Source organism: Bacillus sp. P4_E1 (genome assembly GCF_056401715.1).
Map to the genome: position 1 here is coordinate 59138 of NZ_JBFUIV010000002.1, position 12917 is coordinate 72054.

The 12917-nt window shown below is 33.3% G+C and carries 11 protein-coding genes; 4 read left to right on the top strand and 7 right to left on the bottom strand.

Translation table 11 applies throughout. From position 1 onward, the window contains the following. Window positions 1–11 precede the first annotated feature (11 nt). Genes pelG through AC1DS7_RS02530 form a run of 5 tightly spaced genes read right to left on the bottom strand, consistent with a single transcriptional unit; the run spans window position 12 to window position 6841 of the window. The gene (gene pelG / locus AC1DS7_RS02510; RefSeq protein ID WP_002167287.1) at window positions 12–1469 is read right to left on the bottom strand and encodes an exopolysaccharide Pel transporter PelG; all 1458 of its coding nucleotides are present in this window, start codon (window positions 1467–1469) and stop codon (window positions 12–14) included. Next, complete coding sequence (pelF, locus tag AC1DS7_RS02515) at window positions 1457–2878, bottom strand: GT4 family glycosyltransferase PelF (RefSeq protein WP_137058885.1); 1422 nt, start codon at window positions 2876–2878, stop codon at window positions 1457–1459. The genes pelG and pelF overlap by 13 nt, the downstream gene beginning before the upstream one ends. Before the next feature lie 3 nt (window positions 2879–2881). Then, window positions 2882–4714: a DUF2194 domain-containing protein gene (locus AC1DS7_RS02520; protein ID WP_061673854.1), complete on the bottom strand. Its 1833-nt coding sequence runs from the start codon at window positions 4712–4714 to the stop codon at window positions 2882–2884. Continuing rightward, the gene (locus AC1DS7_RS02525) at window positions 4698–5618 is read right to left on the bottom strand and encodes a tetratricopeptide repeat protein (RefSeq protein ID WP_476998768.1); all 921 of its coding nucleotides are present in this window, start codon (window positions 5616–5618) and stop codon (window positions 4698–4700) included. Before AC1DS7_RS02525 ends, AC1DS7_RS02520 begins: the two co-directional genes overlap by 17 nt. Beyond that, entirely contained in the window at window positions 5618–6841 is a 1224-nt protein-coding gene (locus AC1DS7_RS02530) for a GAF domain-containing protein (RefSeq protein WP_215598658.1), read from the bottom strand. The genes AC1DS7_RS02525 and AC1DS7_RS02530 overlap by 1 nt, the downstream gene beginning before the upstream one ends. A 297-nt stretch (window positions 6842–7138) precedes the next feature. Here AC1DS7_RS02530 and AC1DS7_RS02535 point away from each other — a divergent pair, with 297 nt between their 5' ends. Then, entirely contained in the window at window positions 7139–7957 is an 819-nt protein-coding gene (locus AC1DS7_RS02535) for a glycoside hydrolase family 191 protein (RefSeq protein ID WP_016121151.1), read from the top strand. Between the two features lie 117 nt (window positions 7958–8074). Here AC1DS7_RS02535 and AC1DS7_RS02540 read toward each other — a convergent pair whose 3' ends face one another. Then, a complete protein-coding gene (locus AC1DS7_RS02540) occupies window positions 8075–8476 on the bottom strand; it encodes a hypothetical protein (RefSeq protein ID WP_061673852.1) in 402 nt (133 codons plus the stop codon). A 523-nt stretch (window positions 8477–8999) separates the two neighbouring features. Between AC1DS7_RS02540 and AC1DS7_RS02545 the strand changes: the two genes are divergently transcribed. Continuing rightward, window positions 9000–9590, top strand: coding sequence for an AmiS/UreI family transporter (locus AC1DS7_RS02545; protein WP_061673851.1), 591 nt, complete (start codon window positions 9000–9002; stop codon window positions 9588–9590). 43 nt (window positions 9591–9633) lie between these two features. Next, window positions 9634–10578, top strand: a complete 945-nt coding sequence (locus tag AC1DS7_RS02550; RefSeq protein ID WP_215588654.1) for an NAD-dependent epimerase/dehydratase family protein — start codon at window positions 9634–9636, stop codon at window positions 10576–10578. A gap of 88 nt (window positions 10579–10666) precedes the next feature. Here the strand turns inward: AC1DS7_RS02550 and sodA are convergent, their stop codons facing one another. Continuing rightward, complete coding sequence (gene sodA, locus AC1DS7_RS02555; protein ID WP_061673849.1) at window positions 10667–11293, bottom strand: superoxide dismutase [Mn]; 627 nt, start codon at window positions 11291–11293, stop codon at window positions 10667–10669. Window positions 11294–11511: 218 nt separating this feature from the next. On the opposite strand from sodA, the gene AC1DS7_RS02560 reads away from it, so the two are divergent. Next, window positions 11512–12582 (top strand): nitric oxide synthase oxygenase, encoded by a 1071-nt coding sequence (locus AC1DS7_RS02560; protein WP_215588653.1) that lies wholly within the window; start codon window positions 11512–11514, stop codon window positions 12580–12582. The last annotated feature ends 335 nt before the right edge of the window (window positions 12583–12917 follow it).

Genomic DNA, 12917 nt, shown 5'->3' on the forward strand with positions numbered 1-12917 from the left:
GTCATTTTTATTTATTTATTTCCATTAAGTTTATTAGCAAATTTAGTAAAGAAAGTTCGCCGTTTTATAGGAGTATTTGACTGACAAAACGTATAGTAATCAATATCTTTAATGTAAGTAAAGAGTCTAGAAATAGCATATAAGAATGTAATAGAAGATCCAAGTGCAAAACTAATACCGTAACCATTGAACCCAAATGGAAGTAGAAGAAGACTTAATAACAAATTTGCAGAAAAGAACAGGGCTGATGTTCGAAATGCCCCTTTACGATCTTCAAAATATAAGAGTAGTAACGTGATAACAAGGACCATCCCGTTTGCATAAGCACCAATTATAGTCAGCTGCAAAATAGAGTATTCAAGTGTTACGTTCCCAGATTGTGAACTAAACATCCATATTATAAAAATAATAAGTAAAGAAAAAATACCTTGATTACGAAGTATTCGTTCCATTTCTTGCTTTAGGACAAAGTTCATTGATTCTTTTAATTGTAAAATTGTATTTAATGTCGCCCCATTGTTAACTGAACCGAAGAACTTCTTATACCGTTCATAAAACCTTGTTTCAATGGATACTACGAAGAAAATATAGGTTGGGATAATGCTTAAATAAGCCCAGAAAACAGATGTATCATAAATTTGATGATAAATAAACGTGTTTTCAATATTTCCTCGCCCTTCTCCGAACCAAATAACAAAGTTACATACCCAAATGCCAATATTGTAAAGTAAGCTTGACCAAAATAGTTCTGGATATTTATCTAAATAAGAAAGAAAGGTAAATTGTTCAGTAGCATCACTATTTGGAAACATTCGTACAATAACTATACTTAACCACACTAATGTAATGAAAGTCCCGATTGTAAAAGAAATTAAAAGTAATAGGGCCAATCCGTGTTCTATTCCAAGTGTTGGATGCCAGTAAGCGATAAGTGCAATTCCAGATAAGGAGAAAATGGAACCAATTAAAAATGCAAGAGCGATGGACTGATAATCTTTAGCTGCTGTTAAATAAATGGATTGAATCCAAATGATGTTTAAAGCTAAAAATAAAAATAGCATCACGATTTTATAATACAAGGCTAATGGTGTAAAAATTGCAAACAAAAGCCATAAGATAATAGCTAAAAAAAGTGTGATTTTCGTCATTCCTAAAAAGGAAGAAAATACTTTATCAGCTTTTTGCTCGTATAAAAGGTCGGCCACATATCTAGTTACGATGAGCTGCAAGGCACCATATATGATTTGAGAAAAAATGAAGCAGTATGAAATTGAAATTGTAAAAAGGCGCTGTTCCTCAATTGAAATAGAATGGAACAAACTTAAAATGTATCGAATAGCTGTTACTGCTAAAATAACGACTAACCAAGGACCAGCTGTAACAAATAATGAAAATCCGTACGCTTTTATTCTGGAAGAATAGTAGTCTTCTTGGAATAATTTTTGTAAACGAAATCCTATCCCTGCCATGTTTTTTTACCTCTTTCTAAGTAAAGCTTACGATAACTATCAACGACACCTGATAATTGATAGTGCGCTTCAATACGATTGCGCCCGTTATCCCCAAATTGTTGAATGGATTCAGGGTGACGATAATACCACTCTAAATGAATGGCAACTTGTTCAGGAGATACAGGTGGTACAACAAATCCACATTGTCCGTAAGGATCTTCATCTTGTCCGTAAATTAATTCCTTACAAGAGCCGACATCTGTAACAACCCATGGTAATCCTGCTGCCATTCCTTCTAACATAGCTAATGGTTGTCCTTCAGATATACTTGTTAATACGAGAATATCTGTTTGTTTTAAGTAATCTTTAATATTTACTTTGCCGGTCATTATTACATGCTCTTCTAATCCTAATTGTTGAATTAAATCACGACATTCCTGAGCATATTCTGCTTCTTCTGTATCAGGACCTAGTAAGTAAAATATAAATGGAATATTTTTTTCTAATAATAATTTAGCTGCATAAATCATTGTTTTTACATCTTTAATTGGCACAACTCGTATAATAGCGGAAATGATGAGTTTATCCGAATTATATTTTGGTTTACGTAACCCTTTATAGTCAGATAAAGTAACGCCATTTGGAACGATTTTTAGTTTATGGGCCGGAGCACCTAATTCTTTTTGATATGCACTATTTCGGCCGAACAACGTAATTACATCAGCGGCTTGTTCATATGCTTGATGAGACAAGTGATGAAAGAAAGAAACCCATCTTTTTTTATATTCAATTGGTATCCAAGTAGATTGTAGTATTTCTTCTTCACGCTCCCGAGAATAAATACCGTGTTCAGTTAGAATAAATGGTATATCGGACTTGGCACTAATTGCAGCACCAAGCAATCCACCATACCCTGTCGATACAGAATGAATAAGATCTAATTCAGGAAAATCAATTTGTAAAATTTGAATGATTGGTGTGAACATAGATCTCCACATCCAAAAGTAATTTAAGAAGGATCCACTACTTTCTTCATATAAATAGCTTTCTTTAACAATTGCATAAAACTCACGGCTTTCGAAGAAGGAATGGAGTGTTCCTAGCTTTTGTTTATTTCCTAATATTTGTAATGCCGTTGTATCGTTAGCTTGAAATGTAAACCATTTTTGAAGTGTCTGTACTTCTTGTTTAGTTAAATTAGTTTTTATATGTTTTGCTTCATTTTCTGATTGTAAAGGAATCAGAATGATGTCTTTTACATTGCTTGGAATTTCATATTGATATTCATCTTCTGTTTTTACTTGAGGGACTATCGCGAAAATCGTAAATTCATGTTCTTTAAACTGCTGGATAATCATTTGAACCCAGCTTGCTACCCCTCCACTTACAAAGGGATAGCTGCCTTCAACGACCAAACCTATTCTCATCTGTTATGCTCCTTTAATTGGAATCGTAGCGCTGGCTTTCGTTAACGTAACGCTATAAATTTGGGAATCAAGCTTTTTAACTGTACCGTAAGAGAATGAGCCAGGTTGTATTTTCTTACCTTCTTCTACATGTATAATTGTTGAAGTATGGTTTGGTAACCCTTTATATGCAATGTGAACAGCATCATCTTCATAAGAAACATCTAGGTCACCAGTTTGATAAATTTTCATAGAAGCAGTTGCTTCACTTTGGGTCATACTTTTTATATAAGGATATCTTTCTCGTATTTCTTTAATTGTCTTTTTATAAGCTTTAAATAATTCTTCCCATGTTAAATTACCTGAGCGTTTTTCATCAAGGATATCATCTGGATGGACGAAATGTGAGATAACCCCTAAATTTGCGGTAACATCAGTTAAGATAAATTGCTCTTCATCTGTGATAGCATAGCCGCTCGTAATGCGCGGGAAGTGATAAATGTTTTTATTATGTTCATCTGGTCCAAATTCTTGAATTAAACTACCGTTACTTTTACTTCCCACATATAGAGAAGCAACTGTTTCCATAGTTGGAACCGCGTCGTTTAATGCACTTAATCCAGCTGTATTTATAATATTGGATGGTGGTACATAGGTTTTTAATTTTTCGTTTGGAAAGAAGTTATACACGAGTTTTTGCAGAGCATCTAAGGAGCTCTCCATATCCTCTTTTGAATTCCATGGAACATATTCAAGTGCTTTATCTACTGGATCTGGTGGTAATAATAAAGGTTGATGGTTATAGCCATGAATGCCTATTTCCCCGCCGTGACTTAGTAATTCTCTCCCAAATAATAAATAGGTATTTCTATTTTTACCTGTGAAATCTTCAAAGGGTGGCGTTACTTTATTTTGGTACGTCCCAATGGCAACACCCGTATATTTAATATCAAGATCTTCAGAGATAGCCTTCATATTTTTCCACCAATGTTTTTTATAAAATTCTTCAACAGAAATTTTTTCTTTCGTTAAGTTTTTTAGTTCTCCACTTGGAATCGGAGATGGGAAGTCATCGATATACATAATCTCCGCTCCAAGTTGTGCTGAAGCGAAAGTCGGGAAAATAGTACCCAGTGATTGAACGAACATACCTCTACCTAATTTATCGTTCAATGCTGTTGTATTCCAATATAAGACTTTTCCTTCACCGTAGTCATTGGTCCAAAGGATGGGAGTATCTTCCGCTGTAATCCAAGTGTTAGTTGTATTCTCATCTAGCGTAATATTCATTGAGCTATGAGTAAACAATGGAGAAGAACTTGAGAGATCTGGATAACCAGGGAATAAAACTTCTTCAAAGGTTAATCCTTTCGCATCTTTGAAACCTTCTTTTTGGGTAATACCAAATAATGTGTTCCAGGAAGGATCTGAATCAAGTCGGTTTGCGATAATAATTCTCCCGCCCATTTGTACAAAATTTTGAATATCAGCTTGTGGAAGTTGCTCCATTATTTCACCTGTAATAATAATCCCTGTATAGGGAGAGGGAGTAAGTCCCTTAATTTCATTAGCTGTAATATCTTTATAGTGTAGGTGTGCGTAATCCATTGCCTTCTTCGTATTAAATTCGACTTGTTGCCCTAATGTATTATCCGTTTTTAAAACGTATAATTGCATTTTTTGTCCATTTTGAGCTACATCTTTTGCTTTGAGTGTTTTAACAGTATCTGTTTCTTTAGTTTTAGGAACAGAAAACTTTTGATAAAAATTTTCTGTTCGATATATAAGGATGGATAAAATTAAGAGAAATAAAATGATACTAATAATCCCGATATATATATTAATCCCCTTTTTCAATGTGTGCGCCTCCAAACTGCCTTACAAATAATTGATATTTACGCGGTAGTATATGAACTCTTTTTGCATCTGTTAGATTATTGATTAAGTTATAGAGCTCGTCCCATAACTGTTGCTCATAATATATTTCAAGTAAACCAACGTAACCGTAATATGATTCAGGATAGAAATGAATAAGATTTAAAAATTGTTCTTCAGACTTTGCATATTGTTTTGTGTGTAGAAACAGATTTCCAAGATGGAAAGGGTAAAGAGGTTCGTTAGGGAATAGTTCTACACCTTGTGTAATAAAATTCATAAATTCAGCGATTATTTTTTCTTTTTGTTGATTAGAAAGAAGACCACTGTTTATATATCTTAAATAGTTAGAAACCAATTCTTTTGCAATTTCATTTTGTGTATTTTGTAGAAATTGCTTATTTAAGTATTCGATTTGTTTTTCGTACCGTTCATTTAGTAAATTAATAGTAGTTGCTGCGTAATGCACAGTTTCAGGATCTTTATGGTGAATGGCTTCTTTCAATAAGCCTCCTTCATTAGCAATAGAGGAGGAGCTTAACTGTACAATGAGTTGTTTATGTAATTCAGGCTTATCTAGTTCTAATCCAGAAGAAAATGAAATTAAGTCCATATCTTGTTTTGCTGATTCCAAAATATCTTCGTAATTATCAACGTGAAAGGCAACATAATCAGAGTATTGCTGTAACCACTCGGTTTTGGAACGTCTTATATTAAGTAATAACATGATTGCTGATACAATAAGTCCGATAAGCGGGAAAAGAAGAGATAGAATCAAGCAAAATTCAATAATTCCTTTTTTATCTTTAGTAATCAAACTTTTCGTAAATCGAAATAAAAGAAAAACCAAAATAACATAAATAAAATAAAGAAGGAGTAAAATCATTAGACTATCACTCCTTTAGAAGAAAGAGCGTTTTGTATACGAGTTTGAACTTGTATACAAAACTGTTCTTCAGTGCCAGGTAATAAAATCATGATTTTCTGCTCGGTCGTACTATAACCGAATATATCGATATCTCGCAAATGGTCTTTTAAAATAGAATTTATCATTCCTAAATAATCTTGTGGAGCATTGAACTCAAAATAGGAATATGGATAAGATAATGTTTCGTAACGTTTCTTTTCTATTTTTAGTAAATGTTCAAATTCATCTTCATAATAAATGCTTGTTTTAGGGAATGTGCGATCCTCTTGACTGGATAGCCAAAGGTTAGAAGCGTTTTGTAAACGATCACCCATCCAGCGTAAATACCATGTGAAAAGTTCGAATTGCTCAGAAGTTACTTTTGAAAATTCGATTTCGTCTAATATAATGACGTATTGTACATCATCTTGGAATAGGACGGGACCAACTAAAAGTGGAGCGTCTTGAAAATCCTCATCTGTACGGAAAAAAGGTCGATTATGCGCTAGCGCATTTTTGATGACTAAGGAAGCGTTTTTAACGAAAATAGATTGAGATAATGTATTTTTACCAGTTTCAGCTCTTAATTTAATACGAAGCGATTGTTTATTGTTATCAACGTGATAGATACCAATTTTTTTTGCTCCAAAATACATTTTTAATACATTCATTCCTTCATCGAGTACAATTTCAGGATGTGTATGATTTAAAGCTTTAAACATATGATACATTTTAGATAAGTGGTTATTTGACTCAAGTACACGAGAACGTAGTGTAATACGTGTTTCATCCAATTGTTTCACGACATATTTTAATTCTTTATTTTCAGCTTTCAACTCATTATTTATCATATGTACATCTTCATAACGTTCTTTTTGTGCAGTGCTCATCAGTCCACAGCATAAACTAATAACAAGTAAGAAAATCCAACTTATCCAGTAATCTGATGAATAAAAGTACAGTAATACATCATTTTCTTTATATATACCGCTTATAAAAATATAAATCATTGCTTCCAGAAAGGCGAAAAGGGCAATAGATATGCCATACCGGCTAGAAATAATTAATGTAATAAATAAGAGTAGGAAGTATTCATACGTTGGTGTAAGAAAATCAGTTAGTATTGATAGAAAAAATAGTGCAATAAAGAGAATCGTAGGTTCAATCATCTTTTGGAATATATTAGATTGTCTATAGTGCATAAAAAAACCCCTTCTTTCGTTTGCAAATTTAATTTTGAGGAATAGTACACTGAAATAAAATACATAATTTAAAAGAATTATTTTAAGATATATAATATATAAAGCCCAAATCATTTTATCAACAGAGATATAGTAAATTCAAGTGAAATAAATTCTAATTTCTGTTAATGTATTGAATTTATTGGGATTTTTATAAAAAATCGAGTTTGAAAAAATGTAGAATGTTATGGTATTACTATATTTGTATTAATATTTAAAACAATAGAAAATTACAGTTGTATAGGGGGTAATATTATTATGGAGTGGAAACGTTCCGTATGCTTTTTAGCTATATTTTCTTTTATTTTTTCCTCAAGTACATCCGCACAAGCAAATGTTGTGGAACCAGTTTTAAAAAATGTACGAAGTTATAAAATTTATTATGGTGAAGCAAATGAGCAAGTAATTGAGAGACTTTCAAAGTATGACATGGTTATTATAGAGCCATATGCATTTACGAAAGAACAGGTTCAGCAATTAAAAAAATCAGGAACGGTAGTTCTTGGCTATGTTAGTGTTTTAGAATTAGAATCGTGGCATAAATCGCAAGTAGTTGAATCAGACTATTATTATAGAGATGGTAAGAAAATGAAGATTGAGCAGTGGGATACATATATTATGAATTTAGCTGATGAACACTACCGTGGGATTGTTGTGAATAAGGTGAAACAGCAAGTTATTGGAAAAGGAATAGATGGGGTGTTTTTAGATACAGCTGGTGATATTGATGACTATTTTTATGATCAGCCGTCTACACAAGGGAAATTTCGAGAAGCATATGTAAATTTATTAAAAGAAATTAAAAGTGTTGATTCCAACCTGCTTCTTATACAGAATTGGGGATTTGACACAATCAAAAATACATCCTTGAATTTTATAAATGGTGTATTGTGGGAAGACTTCAATAAACAAGTTATTGCGAAAGATGAATGGAGTCAAAATTGGATGCGTTATTTTAAACAACAAAGCAATAAAATTGTAACGTTTACCGTGACCCCAGATAATGTATCTAAAAAATATAGTTCTACAAATGGATTTGTTCCTACGATAAATCCGAATGATATTTATGATAAATAGCAAGTGTCCAAAATGAGAAACTATCAAGATTGACTATCACGCTTTAGGTCAGTAATACGATTATCTTATAAAGATAAATGTATTACTGACCAGCCCCTTTCACATAATAGGGGAGATTTAATGAATTCGAACGAGTTGTTTATGGTATACTGTATTACCTTCTTGGCTTGTATATGGCGGGATACTTCGCCCAAAACAATTTGCAACAATATTGGAGTGGCCAGGATAAGAAATACGAATTTCATACAAATCAATAGAGTCATCTAAATCAGCATAAAAAACTGCTAAGTGGTTGCCTTGTAAAATATATGGGAATGCTACTTCCGTATTTTCACCAAGTAGTACAGGTAATTTTATAGGATTAGAATAGTTAGACCAATCCCAAACCTCTATAGTTACATGGTGTGTGTAATATGCATCTAAATTTACAATGTTTACTACTGCTGAAACAGTTGCGGGCTCTCTTGTTAATACACCTGTGGAGTGAAAAACAAAATGATTTGGATAATGAAGAGGCATAAATATCAAACCTTTCTAAATTAATATGAGTGTACGATATTCTATGCAAAAAATTAATAGAATGAGATAGGGAAAATGTATCATTCTACTAATTTTTTATAGAAATTCAAAACGTAGTATTGAAAAGTATTCCAACACTTGTATCATTGTTAGAGTACGTTTATAATCAAGGAATCCTATTTCATGTTTTGATAGGGTTATTTATTATTGAAAGCGTTTTAAATTTGTTGTTTTTTAAGGTAGGAAGTCTAACTTATTCAGATTAAAAATTATGTATGTAGTTTTAAATAGGAAGAAAAATAATAAAGTGAAACTTTAATCAGTGGGTGGGGGTTGTTCATCCCCACTGATTATTAGCTTTCACCAATCGGGCTTTACGGGCAGTTGATCTCCCACTTAACTTCTTTGCTCTAGCTGAATTTTGAGGTGGGGGTTTTACTGCTCGTTAATGCAGGATAAAGTATCACTTTATATTGTGGGGAGGTTAAAAGTGTGAAAGGGAAAGATTTTCACACGAATATATATGGGTTACGTAGGATTATTACTTTCAGGTGCAGCTTTATTTTTAAATAGTCTTGTCATATTAGGCAAAGTAGAGATGAAAAGTGCAGGTGTTTTTAATTTATTTGTAGGAGCGTTACAAATTATTATACCGTTTTATTTAATTATGATTTCTGATCAAAGTAATTGGACGGTATATTCATATGCAGCTACTTTTTTATTTGGTTTAACTTATTTATATGTAGGCGTTACTTTTATTAAAGGAATGGATAGTAGTGGACTAGGCTGGTTCTGTATTTGGGTAGCAATTATTGCTTTATTCTATATGGTTGTTTCATTTGTTCAATTCCACGATGTTGTTAATGCGTTAACATGGTTTATGTGGGCATTACTTTGGTATTTATTCTTTGTATTAAATGCACAAAAAAAGAATATCAATCAATATCTTGGCAGAATTGCTTTTGTACAATCGTGGGTAACATTGACGTTGCCTTCACTCTTTTATTTTATGGGAGTATGGGGCGAGGGATTCATATATGAACTATGGGTTTATGTATCAGTAATTTCTATTTTATATTGCTGCTATTGTATTTTTAAATATCGAGTACGTTAATGTATCGTGTGTAGAAAAAACATGGAATCGTTAAACTGATTCCATGTTTTTTTATTTTAGCGTTTATAATAATAGAGGGAGTATTTTACAATTTGTAAAAACGGGGATGATGAAGGTGAAAAAAGTATTGGTGCTAGGGGGAACAAGATTTTTTGGTAAACATTTAGTAGAAGTACTGTTGCAAGCTGGACATGATGTAACGATTGCGACGAGGGGAGTTACTGAAGATCCCTTTGGAAGTGCAGTAAAAAGACTGATTGTAGATAGAGCAGATGAGAGGCTACTAGAAGAGCGTTTTGAAGGTAAAAGTTATGATATCGTATACGATAATTTATGCTATAGCTCGAATGCAGCGAAGATAATATGTGAAGTGCTAAAAGGAAAAACGAAGAAATACATTATGACATCTTCAATGGCTGTCTATGAGCCTGCGCTAGGCCTGTTAGAAGAAAACTTCAATCCGTACGAGTATACAATTACGTATGGAGGTAGGAATGATTTCAATTATAGTGAAGGTAAGCGATTAGCTGAAGCAGTTTTATTTCAACATGCAACATTCCCAGTCGTTGCGGTAAGATTTCCCGTCGTTATTGGAGAAAACGATTATACGAAAAGATTACAATTTTACGTTGAACATGTTGTGAAACAAGAGTCTATCGTTGTGGATTATGTAGATGGAGAGTTGTCATTTATACATGAAAAAGAAGCAGGAGAATTTTTAGCTTGGTGCGGGATGAAGGACATAGAAGGGCCAATTAATGCTTGTAGTAACGGGGTGGTTTCTACCAGAGAAGTTATTCGTTTCATAGAAGAGAATACCGGGATAAAAGCGCTCATTCAAGAAGTAGGAGATAATATAGCTCCTTATAATGGAGTGATTAATTGTACGTTACATAATGGAAAGGCTCGTGAATTAGGATTCCCGTTCCGAGAGTTGAAATTAGAGACGGAAAAAGTTTTACTTTATTACATAAATACAATGAAATAATCATAAATCCCCCGGTGGCAATCCGGGGGATTCTGGAGGATTTCGACAATACTAATTTTACATTACCAAATTTACCTTATACGCACGACTAATGTGTTTGTGATTGAATTGCTTGTAAATACTTTTCATTTACCCGGTCCCAGTTCACCGTATGCCACCAGTTGGTAACAAATTCTGGACGCCGATTTTGATACTTTAAATAATAGGCGTGTTCCCATACATCGATGACGAGTAATGGAATTTTACCTTCTTGCAAAGGTGTATCTTGATTGGGTGTACTCATAACGGAAAGTTCCTCACCGTCCAGAACAAGCCATCCATAGCCACTTCCAAAACGACTAATAGCTGCTTTGGAAAGTTGATCTTTTAAGTTGTCAAAGGTATTGAAATAATAATCAATTACTTTTGCAACGTCTCCATTAGGCTCACCGCCACCTCGCGGGCTCATTAATTCCCAAAAAAGACTATGACAATAATGTCCACCACCGTTATTTCTGACAGCTGTAACAATTTCTTTTGGTAAAGTTTTCAAATTACATAGTAACTCTTCTAAAGATTTATTATGTAATTCCGTATAGTTTTCTAAAGCGGCATTCAAGTTATTTACGTATGTCGCATGGTGCTTTCCATGATGAATAGAAAGCGTGTTGCTATCGATATATGGCTCTAGTTCATCATAGTCATATGGAAGCTTTGGCAATTGAAATGAAGACATAACATTCCCTCCTTTCTTATTAAAAAAGTTGGTCTAGGTAAAAATAATTTACCTGAGTCAAAAATACACCTATTTTTTATACAAGTCAATAGTAATCTCTTTAATTTTCTGAAAAATATTACAATAAAAGTAACACTTCGACTTTCATTTGTGACTCTTATTCTTTTTGCTTATACTGTAAAGTAGTAACGTTTTGTTGAAATAGAAGGAGATCGTTTATGAGTAAAACGAAACAATTAATAGAGGAAGCGAGTCATTTTATTACGGTTTGCTATAAAGAGCTTAATAAAGAACAATTCATAGAAGAGAGAATAAAAGAAATTCAAATTGAAATAGAGAAGACGGGGACGTATGAGCATACATTTGAAGAACTTGTTCATGGATCACGAATGGCATGGCGCAATAGTAATCGATGTATCGGAAGACTATTTTGGAGTAAGATGCACATATTAGATGCACGTGAAGTAAATGATGAGGAAGGTGTATACAATGCATTAATTCATCATATTAAATATGCAACGAACGATGGGAAAGTTAAACCGACAATTACAATTTTTAAGCAATATCAAGGTGAAGAAAATAATATACGAATTTATAATCACCAATTGATTCGGTATGCAGGATATAAAACAGAAATGGGAGTGATTGGTGACTCTCATTCCACTGAGTTTACGGATTTTTGTCAGGAACTTGGCTGGCAAGGAGAAGGTACGAATTTCGATGTATTGCCACTTGTGTTTTCTATAAACGGGAAGGCACCTATATATAAAGAAATTCCGAGAGAAGAAGTAAAAGAAGTGCCAATTGAACACCCAGAATACCCGATTTCGTCACTTGGAGCAAAATGGTATGGGGTTCCAATGATTTCAGATATGCGCTTAGAAATTGGCGGTATTTCTTATACGGCAGCCCCGTTCAATGGATGGTATATGGGAACGGAGATTGGGGCTCGTAACTTAGCGGATCATGATCGCTATAATTTACTTCCGGCTGTTGCGGAGATGATGAAGCTCGATACATCGAGAAACGGTACGTTATGGAAAGACAAGGCGCTAATTGAATTAAACGTGGCTGTTTTACATTCTTTTAAAAAACAAGGAGTTAGTATTGTGGATCACCATACAGCTGCACAACAATTTCAACAATTTGAGAAGCAGGAAGCGGCATGTGGACGGGTTGTAACAGGTAATTGGGTGTGGCTCATTCCACCGTTGTCGCCAGCTACCACTCATATTTATCATAAACCGTATCCAAATGAAATTTTGAAGCCGAATTTCTTTCATAAATAATAGCTAGTATAGTTTTTTTTTCTGCAAAATATAATTTTTTTTAATTACTGTTACGTAGCAAATGGAAGCCTTTACTATCGGTTATTTTTGGAAAGGACTTTTTGAACCAAGGAGTTCCTTATGTTATAATCAAATTTCTGTTTCGAAGACCTTATAGAAATATAAGGTCTTTTGTTTTGCTTTTTTATGTAATAGGAATAGAAATTTTCTTTTAAATAAGGGATTTAGCATATTTTTAGGGACAACATAAGCGTGTAGGAAATTGATGAATTATTATTCTTATATAATCATTGTGTTTTGGGTGTAAACAAGAAAACATAATAAAGTTGTTTTTT

Bases quoted from the DNA above. Each gene is read 5' to 3' on its own strand.
- pelG (WP_002167287.1), bottom strand. From the start codon at position 1,469: ATGGCAGGGATAGGATTTCGTTTACAAAAATTATTCCAAGAAGACTAC.
- pelF (WP_137058885.1), bottom strand. From the start codon at position 2,878: ATGAGAATAGGTTTGGTCGTTGAAGGCAGCTATCCCTTTGTAAGTGGA.
- AC1DS7_RS02525 (WP_476998768.1), bottom strand. From the start codon at position 5,618: ATGATTTTACTCCTTCTTTATTTTATTTATGTTATTTTGGTTTTTCTT.
- AC1DS7_RS02530 (WP_215598658.1), bottom strand. From the start codon at position 6,841: ATGCACTATAGACAATCTAATATATTCCAAAAGATGATTGAACCTACG.
- AC1DS7_RS02535 (WP_016121151.1), top strand. From the start codon at position 7,139: ATGGAGTGGAAACGTTCCGTATGCTTTTTAGCTATATTTTCTTTTATT.
- AC1DS7_RS02540 (WP_061673852.1), bottom strand. From the start codon at position 8,476: ATGCCTCTTCATTATCCAAATCATTTTGTTTTTCACTCCACAGGTGTA.
- AC1DS7_RS02545 (WP_061673851.1), top strand. From the start codon at position 9,000: ATGGGTTACGTAGGATTATTACTTTCAGGTGCAGCTTTATTTTTAAAT.
- AC1DS7_RS02550 (WP_215588654.1), top strand. From the start codon at position 9,634: ATGTTTTTTTATTTTAGCGTTTATAATAATAGAGGGAGTATTTTACAA.
- sodA (WP_061673849.1), bottom strand. From the start codon at position 11,293: ATGTCTTCATTTCAATTGCCAAAGCTTCCATATGACTATGATGAACTA.
- AC1DS7_RS02560 (WP_215588653.1), top strand. From the start codon at position 11,512: ATGAGTAAAACGAAACAATTAATAGAGGAAGCGAGTCATTTTATTACG.